A 19536-nucleotide genomic window follows, 5' to 3' on the forward strand; every position below is an offset into this window, starting at 1 on the left:
GCCGCTGCGGGTGTGTGTGAGGGACAGCCACCGGGCCGGGCGCGCCGCGGCGGGCGACCGCACCGCGCCCGGCCCGGTGGACGTGCGGATCACCGGGTTCTGGCGGTGGAAGAACGTGCTCGTCCCGCCGAACGCGTTCGTCGTGCACACCCGGCGCGGACGGGCCGAGCCGCTGCACATCGGGCTCGGCGTGTCGTTCCGGTTCAACCCGTCCACCGACTCGTTCATCGTGGTGCCGGGCGCGACGCAGACGATCCTCATCAACGCGTACTGCATCTGCGGCGAGCTGCAGGGCGTGCTCGTCCAGGGCTACGTCCAGTGGATCATCCAGGACTTCGGGACCGCCTACCGCAAGCTCGACTTCGGCGACGCCGACGACCCGATGCGGCTGGTGAACCTGCAGCTCCGCGAGCAGGCCGAAGCGGCGATCAAGGACAAGGTCTCCACGATGGGGGTGCGGGACGTCCTCAGCGACAAGCAGCCCATCATCGAGGAGCTGACGGCCCGGCTGCGCGCGGTGGCGGAGGGGGAGGACACGAGCGACCAGGGGCTCGGGCTGCGCATCGTCACCGTGCAGATCAAGGAGGCCGTGGTCAGCTCGTCCAAGCTGTGGGAGAACCTGCAGAAGCCGTACCGGGCCGAGCAGGAGCAGGTCGCGCGGCTGGCCGAGCTGGCGGCCGGGGAGGTCGTCGGGCAGCGCGAGATGGCGGCCGCGCGGACCACGGAGTCGCAGCGGCTGGACCACGAGCGGGAGCTGGCCGAGCTGCGCGCGGCCAACGAGTCGCGGCTGTTCGAGGCGGAGGCGGCCGAGAGGCTGCGCCGCGCCCGGCGCGAGCACGACGACGCCCGCGAGGTCGCCGAGCTGGAGACGGAGACGACGCGGCACGCGCTGCGGATGGAGCGCGAGCGGCACGCGGAGGAGGCGGAGACGGGGCGGCTGCGCATCGAGCGCGACCACGAGCTCGCGCGGCTCCGCACCGAGGGCGAGCTGGCCCTCGCCGAGTCCGCGGCGCGGTCCCGGCACGAGCTGGCCCTGCTGAAGCTGGAGCGGGAGACCGCCCGCGCCGGGATCGAGAACGACCGGACGCCCGCGGCGGTGCAGGCGCGGCTCATCGCCTCGCTGCCGGAGATCATGGCGCGGCTGCCGAAGCCGGACGAGCTGCGCACCGTCACCGTCAACGGCGTGGACCAGACCAGCGTGGCCGGCCTGATCACGCAGCTGACGGCCGTGCTCGGCGCGCTGCGCGCCGCCACGGACGGGTCCGCCGGGGACGGGTCGGTCAGGGGCGGCTCTCCGCCGGCGGGAAGGTGACGGGCAGGGCGACCAGGGCGCGGTGGAACGGGCCCGGCCGCCACTCCAGCGCGTCCCTCGGGACGGCGAGGTCCAGGTCGGGCAGCCGGTCGAGGAGCACCTCGATGGCGGCGGACGCGATCAGCCGCGAGTGGCTCTTCGCCGGGCAGGTGTGCGGCCCGCCGGCGTAGGACAGGTGCGCGCGGTTGCCCTTCCGGTCGGCGACCGCCCGGGACGGGTCGGTGTTCGCCGCGCCGTAGCTGATCAGGACGGGCTGGTGGGCGGGCAGCGTGTGCCCGTGGAAGTCGATGTCGTGGCGGGGGAACGTCGTCCCGTAGTTCGCCATCGGCGGGTCGGTCCACAGGATCTCGTCCAGGGCGTCCTCGACGGGCATGCTGCCGCCGGACAGGTCGCCGCCGAACCGGTCGTCCGACAGCAGCAGCAGGATGCCGTTGGCGATGAGGTTCTGCTCCGGCTCGGTGCCCGCGCCGACGAGCAGCGTGATCTGGTGCGCCATCTCCATGTCGTCGAGTTCGGCGGGGTGCCGCATCATCCACGACGTCACGTCCGCGCCCGGCGTCCGCCGCTTGTGCGCGATGAGCTCGCCGGTGGCCTGCACGAGCAGCGCGTTGCCCTCCTCGGCGCCCTCGGCGTCGAAGAGGGCGCTCATGCCCCGGACGAGCTTGTCGCCGATGTCGCGCGGGCAGCCGAACATCTGGTTGAACACCAGCAGCGGCAGCGTCCGAGCGTACTGGCCGATGAGGTCGGCCTTGCCGTCGGCCGCGAACCGGTCGATGAGGGCGTCCGCGCTGTCCTGGACGTGGTCGCGCAGCGACACCGGGTCGACGCGCCCCAGGCTGTCGACGATCACCGACCGGAGCCGCGCGTGGACGGAGCCGTTGGTGAACAGCGCGTTCGGTCGCGACATCATCATCGGCAGCACCGGGCAGCTCGGGCCGACCTCCTCCTCCCACACCTCGCTGCAGCGCGGGAACATGTCCGGGTCGCGGAGGATCTCCAGCGCCGCCTCGTACCCGATGACCAGCGTCGCCGGGACGCCGGGGGCCAGCTCGACGGGCGCGAGGTCGCCGTGGGCGCGCATCCGGGCATAGGCGGCGGCCGGGTTCCGCGCGTACTCGGGGCCGTACAGGGGGATGCGCTCGGCTTCGGTCATGCGGGTTCCCGATCCAGGGTGAGGAGGTGGTCGACGAGCGAGATCAGCGCCTCGGTGGACGACCTGCGGTCGCGGGCGTCGCAGCTGACGAGCGGCGTCCCGGGGGCGAGGTCGAGGGCCTCGCGCACCTCGGCGTCGGGGAAGACGGGCGAGCCGTCGAAGTGGTTGACGGCCACCGCGTACGGGAGGCCCTGCTTCTCCACGAGGTCCATGACGTCGAACGACTCCTTGAGCCGCGCGGTGTCGACGAGGATCAGCGCGCCGAGCGCGCCGCGCGCCAGGTCGTCCCACAGCCGGGTGAAGCGCTGCTGGCCGGGCGCGCCGAACAGGTACAGGACGAGGTCGTCGCTGAGGGTGAGGCGGCCGAAGTCCATCGCGACGGTGGTGGTCGTCTTGTCGCGGATGCCGGCGAGGTCGTCGATGGCCGCGCCGGCCTGCGTCATCCGCTCCTCGGTGCGCAGCGGGCGGATCTCCGACAGCGTCCCGACGTAGGTGGTCTTGCCGACGGCGAAGTGCCCCACGATGAGGACCTTGACGGCCGTCCGGACGCTGTCGCGCACGTAGGACGGGTCAGAGGCGGGCGCGGAGTCCATCGAGCACCTCCTGAAGGAGCCGGGCCTTCGGCTGCTGTGCGGCGGGCGCGGCCGCCCGGGTGGTGAGGTGCCCGCTGTCGACGAGGTCGGAGAGCAGCACCTTGACGACCCCGACGGGCAGCCCGAGGTGCCCGGAGATCTCGACGACCGACAGCGCGCCGCCCCGGCACAGCGAGACGATGCGGAGCTTCTCCGGGGAGAGGCCGGTGCGGGGCAGGTCGCCGGTGGCGATGACGAGCGTGACGAGGTCGAACACGTTGCGGGTCGGGTGCGCCCGGCCGCCGGTGACGACGTGCGGGCGCACCAGCGCGCGCTCGTTCCTGCGCGGGGTCATGCGGGACTGCCCGCGCCGGGTCGCGGCGGGCTGGTCAGCTCCTTGCCCAGCCGCTGCACGAGTTCCTGCAGCCGGAACGACACGGTCTCCATGTCCACGTGCTGCGTCGCCGACACCGCGAGGTAGGCGCCGGGGCCGGCCGCGACGAGGAACACGTAGCCGTCGTCGAACTCGTTCACCGTCTGCCGCCAGGTGCTGCCCGCGTCGCCGCAGAACTCGGCGGTGCTGCGGGCGAGCGACTGCAGGCCCGCCATGCCGGCCGCCTGCCGCTCCGCCTCGTCCCGGCCGATCCGCTCGGAGTGCGCCATCAGCAGCCCGTCGGCCGACAGCAGGACCGCGTAGCGGGTCTCCGGCATCCGCAGCGCGTCGTCCAGCATCCAGCCGAGCCGGTTCGTACCGTCGTCCATCGAGCCGTTCCACCCCTTGTCGTCGACCGCGGAGTTCATGGCCGCGGCTCCTTGCTGTCGGTGTCCTCGCCGCCCGGCGGCGTCGCGGCGCGGCCGGGCCAGGTCGTCGGGGCTGTCCTTGGCGGCGGTCCCGGCGAGGCACTCGACGATGTCGGCGGCGCCGCCCGGCTCGCCGCGCAGGAACCAGCCCCGGACCCCGACCTGGTGCGCGACCGACACCGCCTCCGCCGTGCTCATCACCGCCGACAGCCGGTCCATGGCCCGGCCGTCCTCGGTGGTGGCGTCGCGCAGCTCCCGGAACGTGGTGACCAGCACTTCGAGGACGTCCCGGCGCGGCGGGGCCTGCACGCCGCTGTGCTCCAGCAGCCGCCGCGCCTCCTGCTCGACCAGGTCCAGCTCGGTGCCGAAGTCGGCGATCGGGAACACGGTCTCGAAGTTGAACCGCCGCTTGAGCGCCGCGCTCATCTCGTTGACGCCCCGGTCGCGGGTGTTGGCGGTCGCGATGACGTTGAACCCGTCCCGCGCGAACACCATCGCCTCCTTCCCGCTCAGCTCCGGAATCGCGAGAACCCGGTCGGACAGCGGCGAAAGCAGCGAGTCCTGCACCTCCAGCGGGCAGCGGGTGATCTCCTCGAACCGGACGACCTTCCCCTCGGCCATCCCGGTGTGCAGCGGCGCCGGCACCAGCGACCGCGTAGACGGCCCCTCCGCGACGAGCAGCGCGTAGTTCCACGAGTACTTGATCTGGTCTTCGGTGGTGGCCGCGCCGCCCTGGATCGTCAGCGTGGACGTCCCGCTGACGGCCGCCGCGATCAGCTCCGACAGCAGCGACTTCGCCGTCCCCGGCTCTCCGACGAGCATCAGCCCGCGGCTCGTGGCGAGGGTCACGAGCGCCCGGTCGATGAGCGCGGTGTCCCCGACGAACTTGCGGGTCACGCCGAGCGCGTCGTCCCCCACGATGAACCGCCGCGCCGCCGTCAGGCTCAGCGCCCACCCCGGCGGCCGCGGCCCGGAGTCGTCATCCCGAAGCCGGTCGAGCTCATCGGCGAACCTGACCTCGGCCGGGGGCCGCTGGTACTCGTTGGTGTCGTCGCTCATCGTTCCTTTTCCGGGGTGCTCAGTTCGCGGCTTCCGCGAGGGTTTCCAGGTCGGCGAGGATCTCGGACGCGATGACGTCGTCCAGTTCCCCGAAGGTCAGCGGAGTTCCCGTGCGGGGCCGGTAGTCGTCGGGTTCGGTGGCGAGCCACACGTACCGGAGCGTCTGGTGGTCGCCCGACGCGTCGACGGCGCCGACCGAGATGCCCGGATCCAGGTCGATGACAACGTAGCGGCCGGCGGCGACACGGCGGGAGATCCACCGCTCGCCGCCCGCATCCTGCGGCTCGCCGCGCTCCCAGCCGAGCCGGACCAGGCCGAGCACCTTCCCGAACGGCACCTTGAGGCCCTCGAACCGGGCCAGCCGCCCGCTCTCCCGCTCCTCGCCGGTCAGGGCATGGACGGGACGGCCCAGCTGCGGGAACGGCTGAAGGATCTCGTAGTCGGCGAACACCTCCGACCAGGCGCCGACGTCCAGGTGCAGCGGGTGGGCGATGCCCACGCGGGCGGACCCGGCGAGGGTGAAGGCGTCATCGGCGGCGTCGGCGAACGTCCCGTCCTCGGCGATCCGGAACGTGGCCGCCTTGTCGCCGTCCTCGGCGACCCAGACCAGGCGGCGGGCGATGTGCCGGACGAGCGGATGCCCGGCCAGGTGGCGGCGGAACTCGGCGGCGGTCCAGCGCCGTTCCGCGACCATGGCGCGTTCGAGGCGGCGGAGCTGGTCGGACGCGGCGGTGCGGACGTCCTTCTTCAGGCCGGTGAACCGCTGGTACGCGGCGGGCGCGAGGTCGGGGTCGTCCTTCGCGCCGGGCTTCGGGAGGGTCTTGCGCCGCTTGCCGGTCTCGTCCGCGACGTACGGTTTGAGCTGCTCGTCGAACCCGATGGTGAAGCGGCGCGGCCCGTAGTCGAGGGTGAGGGACCCGTCCGCTTCCAGCCCGAAGGACGGGACGAGCCGGTCGGCGAGCTGCTCGGTGGACAGCCCGAGCCCGGCCGCGACCTGGTGCAGCCGTTCCTCGGCGGCGGCCCGCAGCCCGGTGAACTTCACGCGCAGCGCGATGCCGTGCAGCGTCATCAGGGCGACCTCGGTGCCGATCTCGGCGAGCACGTCCAGGCCCGCGACCGCCTTGCTGTGGCCGCCCGTCCCCGGCCAGGCCCGGATGACCGGGGCGAGGCGGCGGACGGTCGCGTCGTCGCCGGTCCGGCCGAGCTGCGCCAGCGCCCAGCCGTCCCTGGCCGGGGCGCCCGCGTCCCGCCATCTTCCGAACACCGCCCAGCCCCATCCGGCCAGCGAGCCGGAGTCGCACGCGCCCTCGATCTCGGCCATGCCGTGCGGGGTCCGGAGCGCCAGCAGCTCGGCCAGGGTGCGGGTCGCCTCCGGTGGCAGGGCGTGCTCGCGTCCGCGCAGCAGGACCTGCGGGAGCGCGGCCGGGTTCAGCCAGTCGCCGATCTTCGGGCGCTTGAGCAGGCCGGTCTGCGCGGGGTGCGCGGCGAGCAGGGCGCGGAGACCGTCCGCGGCTTCCGGCGCCGCCGCCACCATGGCGTCCGGGTCGTGCCGCAGGCTCAGGTGGCGGAGCGCGCTCTCGGCGGCGCGCCGGCCCTTCCCGCGGGCGCCGAGCGCGGCCGGGACCAGGAACGGGACGGCGTCCAGGCCGTGCCGGTCGAGCCAGGCGCGGGCCGTGGCGGCGACCTTGTCGCGCCTGGTCGACCATTCGCCCATCAGCGCGGCGACGCCGGCGTCGAGGTAGGGCAGCAGCAGGTCGCACCGGCTCGCCGGCTCGTCCGCCGCGAGCCGCAGCGCGAGGGGCAGCGCGTCCAGTTCGTACCTGGCGATGACGATCCGCATCCAACTCCAGGCCCGCCAGCCCGAACTGGACCAGTCCGCGAGCAGCGGGCGGACCACGTCTTCGGGGCCGTGCACCATGAGCCGTGCCTCGGCGCGCCAGTCGCCGCCGTCGCGGCAGGTCTCGGCGAGCGCGACCCAGTCCGTGGCGTCCGGCTCGGGGATCCCGGCGACGGGGTTGTTCAGCCATTCGTCGCGTTCGCCGTCCAGCCAGCGGATCGTGCGGGTGCGCGGCGGTGCCAGTCCGGGCACCAGGGGCCGCGCCTCGCCGCCCCAGGGTGGAGCCGCGAGGAAGCCCGGGAGCATTTCCGGCGGGGCGTCCGGGACGCGGACGGACGCCGCCGCGAGCGGCTCCACGACCGCGCGCACGTCGTCCGGCAGGCCCGGCAGCACCGCCGCGACCACCTCGGCATGGACCTGGACGTGCTCCTTCAGCAGGTCGTCGGCACCCGCACGCGCCAGCAGCCGCAGCGCCCGCACCGGGAACCTCGCCATCGCGTCGTGCAGCGCGGCACGCGCGTGCCTGCGGTCGAGACGGTCCAGGATCGCGCGGAACGCATCGTCGGACGGCAGCACGGCGACCGCCTCGAACAGCATCTTCGCGGAACGGCTGTCGATGTAGGAGTCGTCGATGTTGTGGAGGAGGAAGGGCAGCGCGTCCGCGCCGATCCCGTCCAGCAGGGTCGCCAGCAGTGCCCGGCTCGCCTCCCCGTAGTACAGGCCGGGCGGCGGGGTCCCGAGGTGTGCGGCGGTCCCGACTGCGAGGAACCGCAGCGTGCGCAGCGCGTGGTCGAGGCGGGCGGTGGTGCACTCGTCCACCCAGTCGTGCCGGGTCGGGACGAGGTACGACACGACCCACCGCGCCATCGGCGACGTCCGGTGCGCTTCCAGGCGGCGCTCGGCCTCGGCGTAGTCGGTGTCGTCCGCGGCGGCCAGCAGGGAGCGGACGCGCCGCGCGGTCTCCAGCACCATGCCGCCGAGGTCGTCGCGGCCCCGGTAGCGCACGGTGCCTGCACGGCGCTGCCTCATCGCGGCCAGTTCCACCAGTGCGCACGCGGTGAACGGGAGCCCGTGCCCGGCCGTCCACGCGTCGACGAATGCGCGGTGCGTCCGGTCCCGCTCTTCGGCGTTGCCGCTGGGCGCGGTGACGGCCGCGACCGCACCCGCACCGGCGGGGTCGTCCGCGCCGTTCAAGTACCGGCGTGCGGCCTCGCTGAGCGCCGGGTCCCCGTACCGGCTCTCGATCAGCGACTCGATCCTTGCGCCGGTCTCCTCGATGAGGGCGCGGACGGTGGCCGGCGCCGACGCGTCCAGCTTGATCCGCGGGCCAGGGACGCCGCCGCGGCGCGGGTGCAGGGTGCGCCGCCAGGCGTCCGGGATCGCCAGAGCGCCCTCATCGGGGAGGTGGTCTTCCATGGCGCCAACGCTAGAGGAGCACGCCGACAAAAGATCACCGGTCGGGCTGCGCGAACCCCCGAGCGGGTAAGGGAACCGGCGATCGGGTTCATTGCCGACCGGGAGGCGCGGATGGGGATCGGAGACGGGACGCTGGCCGTCGGGGCCGGGCGGCCGGAGGCGGAGAACTACGCACCGAGCCTGCCGGGGCCGGTTTTCGCGTCGCATTTTCACCTGGCCGGTGAGGCGAGCGGGCCTTACACGTACGGGCGGGACACCAATCCGACGTGGACGCTCCTGGAGGGGGCGATCGGGGAGCTTGAAGGCGGCGCCGAGGTCGTTTCCTTCTCGTCGGGAATGGCCGCCGTGTCGGCCGTACTCCTGTCGCAGGTGCGGGTCGGCGACGTCGTCGTCATGCCGGGCGACTGCTACCAGGTGACGCGGGTGTTGAAAGAGCGGCTGGAGTCGTACGGGGCGGTGGTGCGGATGGCGCCCACCGCCGGGGACGCGCAGATCGCGTTGGTGGGCGGAGCCCGGCTGGTCTGGCTGGAGTCGCCGTCCAACCCGGGTCTGGACGTGTGCGATATCGCGCGGGTCGTCGAGGCCGCGCATGCGGCGGGAGCGCTGGTGGCGGTGGACAACACGCTGGCCACGCCGTTGGGGCAGCGGCCCTTGGATTTGGGCGCCGATTTCTCCGTCGCGAGTGACACCAAGGCTTTGAGCGGGCACGGCGATTTGCTGATCGGGCATGTCGCTACGCGCGATCCGGAGCTGGCCGAGGCAGTCCGGTTCTGGCGCAAGACCGTGGGCGCCATTCCTGGGCCAATGGAAGCTTGGCTGGCGCACCGGTCGCTGGCCACCCTGCAACTGAGGCTGGAGCGGCAGGCCGCCAATGCGCTGGCGGTGGCCGAGGCGTTGCGGGGGCGGGTTTCAGGGCTCAGGTATCCGGGGTTGCCGGACGATCCGGCGCACGCGGTCGCGGCCCGGCAGATGCGGCGGTTCGGGTGCGTCGTTTCGTTCACGCTGCCGAGCGAAGAGGCCGCCGAACGGTTCCTCGGGTCGCTCCGGCTCGTCATGCAGGCCACCAGTTTCGGCGCCGTGCACAGTTCCGCGGAACGGCGCGGACGCTGGGGCGGCGACGCCGTCGAACCGGGATTCGTCCGTTTCTCGGCCGGCATCGAGGACACCCAGGATCTCGTCGCGGACGTCCTCCAGGCCCTGCCGTCCCCTTCGCCTAGGGAGCGGTGAGGCTCGTCAGGTCGGTGAGGAGTTCGGAGACGAGGACCGGGTCGATGTCGTCGAAGCTGTTCTCGGCCCGGACCCGCTCGATCGTTTGCTCCGGGTTCAGCTCCACATAGCCGACCGCGATTCCGGGGCTCAGGTCGACCACGACGGGTGCGTCCGGGGCGAGCTCCCAGGTGATCCAGTGTTCGATGCCGTTGTCCTGCGGTGCCCCACGCCGCCAGGACGTCCGGGTGAGGCCGAGGAGCTTCCCGGTCGGGACGGTCAGGCCCTCGAACCGCTCCAGCCGGCCGTCCTTCCCCTCGCCGTCGGCCAGGGTGAGGACGGGACGGCCGAGCTGCGGGAACGGCTGGGGGAGCTTCACCGATTCGTCGTTCAGGTCGGCGCACGTCCGGTCCTCGGCGAGGCGGAACGCCTGATCGCCGTCGCTCAGCCAGACGAGGCGGCGGGCCAGGTGCCACATCAGCGGGTGCCGGACGACGAACTCGCCGAACTCGGCGGCCGTCCATCCCCTGCCCTGCACCATGGACGACTCAAGGCGCGCGACCTGGACGGACGCCACCTCGCGGACGTCCTTCTTCAGTTCCGCGAAGCGCTTGTAGGCGGTGGACGCGAGGTCGGGGTCGTCCTTCACGCCGGGTTTGGGCAGTGACTTGCGGGGCTTGCCGTTCTCATCGGAGATGGTCGGTTTGAGCTGTTCGTCGAAGCCGATGGTGAAGCTGCGCGGCCCGTAGTCGAGGGTCAGCCGGCCGTCGGCGTCCAAGCCGAAGTCGGGGACGAGCCGGTCGGCGAGCTGGTCGGCGGTCAGGCAGCGACGTTCCGCGATGTCCGAGAGCCGGTCCTCCGCTTCCGCTTGCAGGCCCTTGTACCGGCACTTTCTGCGCGATCCCGTTCAGCTGCGCCAGGGCGGCGTCGCTGCCGATCTCGACGAACACGCCGAGCCCTTGGGCGGCGCGGTGGCGGCCGCCGCTCTGCCCCGGCCACTCCTGCAGCAGTGGGGCGAGACGGCGGGCGGTCGCGTCGTCGCCGAACCGTCCCAGCATGGACAGGACGAACCCGCTGCGGCCCGCATCCCGGCATCCCGCCATGCTCGAACAGGGTCTAGGCGAAGGCAGTGAGCGACTCCGGCTCGCAGATCTCGGCGGCGCCGTCCGTGACCGGTGTGACGTCGATGCCCCGGCTCGGCGGCGCAGACAAGGCGAGCAGCAGGTCGCGGACCGCGTCGGACGGCAGTTCCCCGCCGCCCTTCAGCGCCGGACGGGGCAGGTGTCCAGGTTCAGCCACTTGGGGAGCGGCGGCTTGTACGGAGGCTGGGCAGGCGCGGCGGCGAGGAGGGCTGCGCCGCGCCCCCCGGCCTCGTCACCGTAGACGCGAGCGGCTTCGACGACGTCCCCTCAATGGGTTTGCAGTGCCCTGATCGCGTTGCGACGGGGCCGACGCTTGCCGGGCACATCCAGCACCAGATAGGGGATGGCCGCGAGGCCGGGCCGGTCGAGCCGCTCACGAGCGAGGCGCTGGCACGATCTCGCCACAGGACTCTGGCGTCCAGGAACCTATAGTGCTCACCTGGCGGCGGCTACCAGGCACCAAGTCTCCCGGATGGCGACTCGCGGGCTTTCATTAGGAACCTCGGTCTTCCGGGCCGGAAGAAAATCGCTTCCGAGGCACGCGGCGCGTCAGCGTCACCCAGGTCGGTCCCCAGACATCTCAATGAATGTAATGATACAGTCACAGAATGTGAAACTGGTGGTGCAGGTGAAGCTGCTGCCGACGCCCGAGCAGGCGGCGGCGCTGACTGACACCCTCCATCACGTCAACACCGCCGCCAACCAGGTGGCGGCCGTGGCGTTCGAGCTGTTCGGGCTGCGCGGCCGTGAACTGCCTCTGCGGACGCTGTGCTACGCAGACCTCAAAGCCGGCGGGCTGGGCGCCCAGGCCGCCCAGCACGTGATCAAACGGGTCGTGGACGCCTACACCACCCTCCGCGCCAACATCCGCAACGGCAACCTCGGCGGCCCGGCATCCAAGCGCCGCCGCAAGGCCGCATCCAAACCGATCGTGTTCCGCTCCGACGCCGCGCACACCTACGACGACCGGTGCCTGTCATGGCAGTTGGACGCGGGCACCGTCAGCATCTGGACGGTGGCGGGGCGGTGCAGGAACCTGCGGTTCGCCTGCTCACCCGACCAGGCCAAGATGCTGGCCGCGCACCGCAGGGGCGAATCCGACCTCATCCGCCGGGACGGGAAATGGTTCTTGCTCGCCACCTGCGACGTCCCCGAACCGGAAGTGCAGGAACCCGCTGACTGGGTGGGGGTGGACCGTGGCATCGTCAACCTTGCCACCACCAGCGACGGTGACAACCATCAAGGTCGCCGCCTTTCCCGGTACCGGCGGTGGCAGGCCCGCAAACGCGCCGAACTCCAGGCCAAACGCACCCGGTCGGCCGCCAGGCGGTTGAAGAAGCGGGCTCGCCGGGAGGCGCGGCACGCTCGGCACGTCAACCACAAGATCGCCAAACAGGTCGTTGCCGTCGCGGCACGCACCGGACGCGGCATCGCACTCGAAGAGCTGAGTGGGATCCGCGGACGGGTCACGGTTCCTCGCGACCAGCGGGCACGCCTGTCCTGTTGGCCCTTCCACCAGTTGGGCGCGTTCATCGCCTACAAGGCCCGCCGTGCCGGCGTGCCGTTCATCGAGGTGGATCCGGCCTACACCTCGCAGCGCTGCCCGCGCTGCGGCCACACCGCGCGGGCCAACCGGCCCGCTCGGGACCATTTCTGCTGTCGTCGGTGCGGCCTCGCTGGGCCCGCCGACCACGTCGCCGGGGTCAACGTGCGCGACCGCGCACGCTCGGCGTGGGTATTCGTCAACATGCCCCAACCCGCCCCCACATAGCGTGAGGGCGGGTGGATGCGACCCGTGACCGCCCCGCCGTAGCGGGCAGTCGGGAGCGCAAACAAAGCCCCAAGGACCGAACCGGCAAGCCCGGTCCTCAGGGCTGAGTAGTTGACCCCCTTGTACTTCACACGGGCGATGCCATGCAGATGCATGAGGGCGACGTCGGTGCCGATGGACGCGACGACGTCCAGCCCGGTCACGGCCTTGGCGTGCCCGCCGTCGCCCGGCCAGGCCCGGATCATCGGGGTGAGGCGGCGGACGGTCTCGCCGTCGCCGGTCAGGACGAGCTACGTCAGCGGCCCAGTTCTCTCTGGGCGGCGAGCCCTGCACCTCCCAGCCCTGGAGCAGCTCCCAGCCGAACCGCGCGAGCGAACCCGGGGTCGCACAGCTCGTGGACGACGTACACCCCGGCGTATTCCTCACCCGGCTTGGACAACGCCTGCATGGTCACCACGTGCTGCGCGGCGCTGGTCGGCAGGGCGTGCACACGGTCGCGGAGCAGGATCTGCGGGAGCAGGCGCGTGTCGGCCCACTCCCCAATCGCCGGGATCTGCGCCAGCAGGACGTCCAGTGGTTCGGTGGACAGCAGCGCCTCGATCACCCCGGCGGCCTGCCGCCGTGGACGCGGGCCGCCTCGACGACCGCCTCCGCTCCGTGCCGGGGCGCGAGCAGCCGCAGCGCGCTCCCGGCGGCGCGCCGTGCGGCGCCCCGCCTTCCCCAGCGCGTCCGGCAGCAGGGCGGGGACGGCCGCGAGACCATGCCGCCAGAACCAGGTGCGCGCCGTCCTCCCGGCTTGCCTGAGCCGGGCGTGCCAGTCAGCCATCAGCCGGGCGCTCTCGTCGCTCAGGTAGGTCAGCAGGATGTCGTCGCAGTTCGTGGGATGCTGCCGCGCGATGTGGACGGCGCCGTCCAGCACGTCCAACTCGAACCGGGCCAGGAGGGTCCGTGCAGCCTCCTCCATGTCCCAATCCGGGCCGGCTTACAGCCGGCGCACCAGCTCCTCGGGCGCTTCCACGAGGAAGGCGGCCTCTTTGAAGGCGGAGAGTCCCCACTTTTGGTACCTGAGCGCATCGGCGTCCCAGTCCATGCGCTGCGCCCACAGATGAGCGGAACGACCCGCCAGGCGTCGCGCGCTCCCCCGGCTTCCACGCGATCGAGCGGTGCCGGCGCCGGTAGATCCTTGGTGAGGACGGGCTTGGTTCGTCCCAGAACGGGTCCACGGCGGGGCGGCGAGCAACGGCGGCAGCGCCGAGGCCGGAGCTCCAAAGCTCCGGAGGCGGGCTCCCGGATCGCCTCGATCGCCGCTCACGCCTCCGCCGGCGGTTCCAGCACCTCCTCCACCAGTTCCGGACGGGTGAGGACGCGTCTGTCCACCAGCGTCTCCACCCCCGGCTCCCGCGCCGAAGCGGCCAGCAGCCGTACCCCACGCTCGGGGAAGGAGTGGGCCGCGGCGAGCACCGCGGGCGGGACGTTGCCGGTCCCGATCGATGAGGGCATGGGATGCCCCCCTCGAAGGGCAGCGCGGCGATGACGTCCAGCATGGCCCGCCTGATGTCGGTGCTGAGGTAATCGCCGTCCAGGGCCTTCGCCAGCAGTGGCACGGCGTCCGCCCCGAGCCCGTTCACCAGGGTGGCGAGGATGCTCAGGCCACGGTGGTGACCGAGCGGGAGACGATCCGGATCCACCTGATGGCTCTGCCGAGCGAGCAGAACAGCATCCAGCGGATGGACACGTGGTCGGGCAGGGCCGCAATGACCGGATCCGCGCAGACTTCGTCGACCCAGTCCTACCGGGTCGGTACCAGATAGGACACGACCAGCCGCTGCGAGGGCGTCCGGCGGCGGGCCAGCCACTCCACCGCATCAGCGTAAACGTCGTCCCCGGTGGCGGCCAGCATCGTGCGGAGCTGGCGGGCCACGCGCTCCTGCGTCCACCAGCCACCCGTCTAGTCAGCGGGCACGTGGTCCCGGACACCCGCCCACGGCTGCTGATGTCACATCTGCCGGTAGTCGACCGTAATGGCGGCCAGTTCCGCGTAGGCGCAGGCGGCGAACGGCAGCCCGTGCTCGGCGGCCCACGCGTCCGCGAACGGCGCGTCCTCCCCGAGTTGGCGCAGCCCCCGCTTCGAGACCGCGAGGCCGGCGGCCACCGCCGCACCCAGCGGGCTCGGCGAACCGGCCAGGTGGGCGCGGCCGTGCTCGGCCAGCGTGGGCGCCGTGCCGGGCAGGGCGAGGACGTCCTCGATGTCGGACCGCGCGGCGTCCAGCAGCGCCCGCGCCCTCCCGGCCCCGGCGTCGTCGATCCACGCCTCCGCGGGCCACGGCCGGTCGCGGCGCGGATGGATCAGCTTCCGCCACGCGTCCGGCGTCTCCCAGGTGTCCTCATCGGCCGCAGCGGCCCCCGCGAAGCTCCTGCCGCCACACGTTATGGGAGATCACCGACATTACGATCAGGAACGGGCGCGCATGTCCGCCTCGACGGCGTCGGCGGCCTTGCGGGCGGCGATCAGGACCGGGTCCCAGACGGGCGCGAACGGCGGCGCGTAGCCGAGGTCGAGGCCGGTCATGTCCTCGACCGTCATCCGGTTCCACAGCGCGATGGCGAGCCCGTCGATGCGCTTGGCGGCGTTCTCCTCGCCGACGATCTGCGCGCCGAGCAGCCGCCCCGACCGCCGCTCGGCGATCAGCTTCGTCTTCATCTTGGTGGCGCCCGGGTGGTAGCCGGCGCGGGTGGTCGACTCCACGACCACGCTGAGCGTCGCGAACCCGGCGGCGGCCGCCTCCCGCTCGCTCAGCCCGGTCCGCGCGACCTCCCACTGGCAGATCTTCGCCACGGCGGTGCCGACGACGCCGGGGAAGGTGGCGTAGCCGCCGCCGAGGTTGATGCCGGCGACGCGCCCCTGCTTGTTGGCGTGCGTGCCGAGCGGGATCGCGGCCGGCCCGCCGGACACCAGGTGGCGGCTCTCGACGCAGTCGCCCGCCGCCCACACCCGCTCCGACCGGGTCCGCATCCGCCGGTCGGTGACGATGCCGCCGGTCGGGCCGGTCTCGACGCCCGCCTCGCGGGCCAGCCGGGACGCGGGCTTCACGCCGAGGCCGAGGACGACCAGGTCCGCCGGCAGCGTCCGGCTCCCGGTGCGGACGGCGGTGACGTGCCCGTCCGGCGACGTGTCGAAGCCCTCGACGGGCTCCCCCAGGTACAGCTGGACGCCGAGGCCGCGCATCGCGTCCGCGATGATGGCGCCCATGTCCGGGTCGAGGGTGCCCATCGGCTGCTCGGCGGCGTCCACCAGGGACACCTCCAGGCCGCGCATCACCATCGCCTCGGCCATCTCCAGGCCGATGTAGCCGCCGCCCACCACGACGGCGCGGCGCGGCGCCCGCTCTTCGAGGGCGCGGCGGATCGCCACCCCGTCGCCCAGGACCTGGACGCCGTGGATCCCCTTCGCGTCCGCCCCGGGCAGGCGCGGCCGGACCGGGACGGCGCCGGTCCCGATCATGAGGTCGTCGTAGTGCTCCCAGCGCTCGGCGCCGCCGTCCGCGTCGCGGACGCGCACCCGCCCGCCGGCCAGGTCGATCTCCACCGCCTCGGTGCGCAGCCGCAGGTCGATGTCCCGGTCGCGGAACTGGGCGGGGGTGCGCGCGATCAGCTTGTCGAGCTCGTCGACCACGCCGCCGACGAAGTACGGGATGCCGCACGCCGAGTAGGACGCGTAGTGCCCCCGCTCGACGGCGACGATCTCCAGCTCGTCCGGGCCGCGCAGCCTGCGGGCCTGGGACGCGGCGCTCATTCCGGCGGCGTCGCCCCCGATGACGAGCAGGCGTTCACGTGCGGCCATACCGGTTCCTCCTGAATGATCGGCTCGTCACCGACCATAGACGCGGCGGGCGTTGCCGGACGCGATCAGCCGCGCGACCCGGCCGGCGTCCCCGGACGTCCACGCCCCGTCCTCGGCGCCGCCGGCGAGGAACCCGGCGAGGCCGTGCCGGAACAGCAGCGCGCCCAGGTGGTACAGCTCGGCGAGCCCGAACGCGTCCGAGGAGTACAGCACCTTCCCGAACGGCGCCAGCTCCAGCAGCTCGGCGATCAGCGCGGGCGCCCGGTGCCCGAGGTTGTGGGTGGCGAGCCCGGCGTCGACGTACACGTTCGGGAGCACTTGCGCGAGGTAGCCGGCGTGCCGGTGGAACGGGTAGTTGTGCAGCAGCATCGCCGGGGCGGGGTCCATGGCGCGCAGCAGCTCGATCAGCAGGAGCGGGTCGCCGCGGCGCAGGTCGGCGTCCACGTCCCCGTACCCGACGTGGAACTGGACGGGCAGCCCCGCGTCGACCGCGCACCAGACGAGGAACCGGTGCAGGATCTCGTCGCAGACACGCGGCCCGTTCCCGCCCGCCTCCGCCGCGAGCATCAGCTGCCCGGCCGCCCCGGTCACCTCGGCGTCGGACGGCCGCAGCCCGGACAGCTCCAGCCCGGCCCGGTACGCGGCGATCGACTTGGCGCCGACGACGTCCAGGGCGTCGAGGCGGGAGCGCACCTCGTCCGCGAAGCGCGCGGCCTCGACGCCGCCGGCCGCGACCTGCTCGGCCACCGTCTCCAGCCGGACGATCTCGTGGGCGTCCGCACCGGCGAGCCGGCCCAGCTCGGCCGGGCCGAGGATCGCCTCCGGGCTGTAGCCGGTGTCGACGTACAGGGCGTCCAGCGCGGCGGCGGCCAGGAAGCGGCGGTTGACCTCGGCCGCGCCCAGTTCGGCGCGCCGCGCGAGGTAGTCGTCCGGCTCGGCGTGCGCGTCCAGGTCCAGGACGGGCGGGCACCAGCGCCGCAGCGCGAACCCCACCTGCGTGTCGAACATGCTCACGCCCGGCGGCCCGGGCGTCTCCGCCTCGGTCAGCGACGCCTCGAACGCGGGCCGGTCGAGGGCGCGGCCGAAGACGCCGTGGCAGTGGTGGTCGACCAGCGGCAGCGACTCCACGTACTCCAGCACGGCGCCCGCCTCCCTGAAACAAGCCGGTGTTCTCCCTACGATGCCCATACGGGCCGTGCCCGCGTCCGCCGCCGCCACTCCGACCGGGAGCCAGCACTGTGGAACAGAGCTCTGAGACCAGCACCGGGGAGGCCGGCCTGGACGCCTACGCGCTCGGCGGCCGCGAGCGCACCCGGCGCGCCGCCCGCGCCGCCGTCGCGGCCCGCAGGCTGGCCGGGGAGGGGCTCGTGGGCGTCGCGCTCACCTGGGTCGACGTCAGCGGCATCACCCGCACCAAGACCGTCCCGGTGGAGCGGCTGGAGCACGCCGCCGCGTGGGGCGTCGGGATGTCCCCGGTGTTCGACGTGTTCCTGCTGGACGACTCGATCGTGTCCGGGAACCACATCGGCGGCCCGGTCGGCGATCTGCGGCTCCATCCCGTCCTGGAGCGGCTGGTGCCGATGGCGGCGCTGCCCGGCTGGGCGCACGCGCCCGCGCACCGGTACGCGCAGGACGGCTCCCCGCACCCGCTGGACGCGCGGGCCCTGCTGCGCCGCGAGACGGACCGGCTCGCCGCGCTGGGCTGGTCGGTGAAGGCGGCGTTCGAGATCGAGTGGGCGGTGTCGAAGGGCGACGGGGACGCCTTCGTCCCCGCCTGCAAGGGCCCCGCGTACGGGATGACGCGGGTCACCGAGCTGGCCGGCTACCTGCGGGACGTCCTCGGGGCGCTGAAGGAGACGGGCGTCACGGTCGTGCAGCTGCACCCGGAGTACGCGGCCGGGCAGTACGAGGTGTCGGTGGCGGCCGAGGACCCGCTGGGCGCGGCCGACACCGCCGTCCTGGTCCGGGAGACGGTCCGGGCGATGTCGATGGAGCACGGCCTGGCCGCGTCGTTCTCCCCCAAGGTCGAGGCGGACTCGGTCGGCAACGGCGCCCACGTCCACCTCAGCCTGTGGCGGGAGGACGCGGCGGACGGCCCGGCGAACGCGATGGCGGGCGGCTCCGGCCCGTACGGGACGACGGCGCCCGGGGAGGCGTTCGCCGCCGGGATCCTGCGCCGGCTCCCGGCGCTGCTGGCGGTCGGCGCGCCGGCGGTGGCGAGCTACCTGCGGCTCGTCCCGTCGCACTGGGCGGGCGCGTTCGCGTGCTGGGGGCTGGAGAACCGGGAGGCGGCGCTGCGGTTCGTAACCGGCGCGGAGGGCGAGCGCGCGACCGCGGCGAACCTGGAGGTCAAGTGCCTGGACGGCGCCGCCAACCCGTACCTGCTGCTGGCCGCCCTCCTCGCGACCGGACGGGACGGTCTCGACACCGACCTGCGGCTCCCCGAACCGGTCGACGTCGACCCGGCCGGGCTGCCGGAGGAGGAGCGGACCGCCCGGGGCATCGCGCCGCTCCCGTCGTCCCTGGCGGAGGCGGTCGCGGCGTTCGAGGCCGACACCGTCCTGCGGGACGCGCTCGGCGAGGCGGTGACCGACACGGTCGCGGCGGTGCGGCGCGGGGAGATCGCCCTGTTCGACGGCGCGACGCCGGAGGAGATCGCCGCGGCCACCCGCTGGCGGCACTAGAGGCGCATTCCCCGGGACGACGCCTGTAAGGGTTATAACCGAGATAACTTTTACGGTACGGGAGCGGGACCGGAGGCAGGGCAATGGGCGTCACGGGCTACAGGAGCCACGGGGTGTCGGCGGCGGTCGCGCTGGTCAACGCCGTGACCAGCACCGGCGGGGACGGCTCGGCCGGCGCGCTGCGCCGCCTCCTGCACGACAACGAGTTCTTCTGGCAGGAGTTCCGGGACGCCGACGCCGAGGAGTTCCGCCGCTGGGGCCGGATCCTGCGCCCGTTCTTCGAGGCCGACCGGCTCCAGGACGCGACGGCGCTGCTGAACCGGCTGATGCTGGAGATCCCCATGCACCCGCACCTGTCCGACCACGAACCGCACGGCCTGCACATGCACTACGCGCCACCGTCGTCCCGGCTCCCCGACCGGTTCCGCGCGACCACGCTGATGAACCTCGCCGAGCTGGTCGTCGAGTACGGGCTCGGCCGGACCGGCGTCTGCGCCGCCGGCGGCTGCGACCGCGTCTACGCCGACACGTCCCGGGCGGGGCGGCGCCGGTTCTGCTCGGAGGCGTGCGCGAACCGGACGAACGTCGCCGCGTTCCGCGCCCGCCGGCGGACGTGACCTGCCCCGCATTCACCGGCTTTACCGCAATATTGCCGGGACGCGGGAAGGACTCACGGCATGCCACGCCCGTTCTTCCGCCCCCGGTCCGACCGGGGCGACCGCGCCGGACGCTCGCCGCTCAA

At 73.2% G+C, this 19536-nt stretch carries 18 protein-coding genes; 5 read left to right on the forward strand and 13 right to left on the reverse strand.

Going from position 1 to position 19536, the window contains the following annotated elements:
• Window positions 1–1312: SPFH domain-containing protein (locus tag HUX53_RS24685; RefSeq protein ID WP_176405607.1), on the forward strand; the 1312-nt coding region annotated here is incomplete at its 5' end.
• Here the strand turns inward: HUX53_RS24685 and HUX53_RS24690 are convergent.
• From HUX53_RS24690 to HUX53_RS24715, 5 genes are read right to left on the reverse strand one after another with little or no spacing between them, the layout of a single operon-like run.
• The gene (locus tag HUX53_RS24690) at window positions 1281–2465 is read right to left on the reverse strand and encodes a cytochrome P450 (RefSeq protein ID WP_176405608.1); all 1185 of its coding nucleotides are present in this window, start codon (window positions 2463–2465) and stop codon (window positions 1281–1283) included. The genes HUX53_RS24685 and HUX53_RS24690 overlap by 32 nt on opposite strands.
• A complete protein-coding gene (locus tag HUX53_RS24695; protein ID WP_176405609.1) occupies window positions 2462–3058 on the reverse strand; it encodes an ATP/GTP-binding protein in 597 nt (198 codons plus the stop codon). The genes HUX53_RS24690 and HUX53_RS24695 overlap by 4 nt, the downstream gene beginning before the upstream one ends.
• Window positions 3036–3392: a DUF742 domain-containing protein gene (locus tag HUX53_RS24700; protein WP_176405610.1), complete on the reverse strand. Its 357-nt coding sequence runs from the start codon at window positions 3390–3392 to the stop codon at window positions 3036–3038. The genes HUX53_RS24695 and HUX53_RS24700 overlap by 23 nt, the downstream gene beginning before the upstream one ends.
• Complete coding sequence (locus HUX53_RS24710; protein ID WP_217919853.1) at window positions 3389–4897, reverse strand: AAA family ATPase; 1509 nt, start codon at window positions 4895–4897, stop codon at window positions 3389–3391. The genes HUX53_RS24700 and HUX53_RS24710 overlap by 4 nt, the downstream gene beginning before the upstream one ends.
• Before the next feature lie 19 nt (window positions 4898–4916).
• Entirely contained in the window at window positions 4917–8150 is a 3234-nt protein-coding gene (locus HUX53_RS24715) for a DUF4132 domain-containing protein (protein ID WP_176405611.1), read from the reverse strand.
• A gap of 111 nt (window positions 8151–8261) precedes the next feature.
• On the opposite strand from HUX53_RS24715, the gene HUX53_RS24720 reads away from it, so the two are divergent.
• Window positions 8262–9377 (forward strand): cystathionine gamma-lyase, encoded by a 1116-nt coding sequence (locus tag HUX53_RS24720; protein ID WP_176405612.1) that lies wholly within the window; start codon window positions 8262–8264, stop codon window positions 9375–9377.
• Here HUX53_RS24720 and HUX53_RS24725 read toward each other — a convergent pair.
• A complete protein-coding gene (locus tag HUX53_RS24725) occupies window positions 9364–10134 on the reverse strand; it encodes a DUF4132 domain-containing protein (RefSeq protein WP_176405613.1) in 771 nt (256 codons plus the stop codon). The genes HUX53_RS24720 and HUX53_RS24725 overlap by 14 nt on opposite strands.
• Before the next feature lie 338 nt (window positions 10135–10472).
• Complete coding sequence (locus HUX53_RS24730; protein WP_176405614.1) at window positions 10473–10655, reverse strand: hypothetical protein; 183 nt, start codon at window positions 10653–10655, stop codon at window positions 10473–10475.
• A gap of 453 nt (window positions 10656–11108) precedes the next feature.
• Between HUX53_RS24730 and HUX53_RS24735 the strand changes: the two genes are divergently transcribed.
• A complete protein-coding gene (locus tag HUX53_RS24735; RefSeq protein ID WP_217919854.1) occupies window positions 11109–12269 on the forward strand; it encodes an RNA-guided endonuclease TnpB family protein in 1161 nt (386 codons plus the stop codon).
• Window positions 12270–12564: 295 nt separating this feature from the next.
• Here HUX53_RS24735 and HUX53_RS24740 read toward each other — a convergent pair whose 3' ends face one another.
• The 6 genes from HUX53_RS24740 to HUX53_RS24760 all read right to left on the reverse strand — a co-directional run bounded on the left by HUX53_RS24740 (window position 12565) and on the right by HUX53_RS24760 (window position 17250).
• Window positions 12565–13233, reverse strand: coding sequence for a hypothetical protein (locus tag HUX53_RS24740; protein ID WP_176405615.1), 669 nt, complete (start codon window positions 13231–13233; stop codon window positions 12565–12567).
• Window positions 13234–13577: 344 nt separating this feature from the next.
• Window positions 13578–13769 (reverse strand): hypothetical protein, encoded by a 192-nt coding sequence (locus tag HUX53_RS24745; protein WP_176405616.1) that lies wholly within the window; start codon window positions 13767–13769, stop codon window positions 13578–13580.
• Window positions 13770–14058: 289 nt separating this feature from the next.
• Window positions 14059–14190, reverse strand: coding sequence for a hypothetical protein (locus HUX53_RS41510; protein WP_255205598.1), 132 nt, complete (start codon window positions 14188–14190; stop codon window positions 14059–14061).
• Between the two features lie 75 nt (window positions 14191–14265).
• Window positions 14266–14421: a hypothetical protein gene (locus HUX53_RS24750; protein WP_176405617.1), complete on the reverse strand. Its 156-nt coding sequence runs from the start codon at window positions 14419–14421 to the stop codon at window positions 14266–14268.
• Between the two features lie 300 nt (window positions 14422–14721).
• Window positions 14722–16110 (reverse strand): FAD-dependent oxidoreductase, encoded by a 1389-nt coding sequence (locus tag HUX53_RS24755; protein WP_176405618.1) that lies wholly within the window; start codon window positions 16108–16110, stop codon window positions 14722–14724.
• A 27-nt stretch (window positions 16111–16137) separates the two neighbouring features.
• Window positions 16138–17250 (reverse strand): amidohydrolase family protein, encoded by a 1113-nt coding sequence (locus HUX53_RS24760; RefSeq protein ID WP_309237420.1) that lies wholly within the window; start codon window positions 17248–17250, stop codon window positions 16138–16140.
• A 98-nt stretch (window positions 17251–17348) separates the two neighbouring features.
• Here HUX53_RS24760 and HUX53_RS24765 point away from each other — a divergent pair, with 98 nt between their 5' ends.
• Window positions 17349–18794: a glutamine synthetase family protein gene (locus HUX53_RS24765; RefSeq protein WP_217919855.1), complete on the forward strand. Its 1446-nt coding sequence runs from the start codon at window positions 17349–17351 to the stop codon at window positions 18792–18794.
• 83 nt (window positions 18795–18877) lie between these two features.
• Window positions 18878–19411: a CGNR zinc finger domain-containing protein gene (locus HUX53_RS24770; protein ID WP_176405620.1), complete on the forward strand. Its 534-nt coding sequence runs from the start codon at window positions 18878–18880 to the stop codon at window positions 19409–19411.
• The last annotated feature ends 125 nt before the right edge of the window (window positions 19412–19536 follow it).

Source organism: Actinomadura sp. BRA 177, assembly GCF_013372625.1.
GTDB lineage: Bacteria > Actinomycetota > Actinomycetes > Streptosporangiales > Streptosporangiaceae > Spirillospora.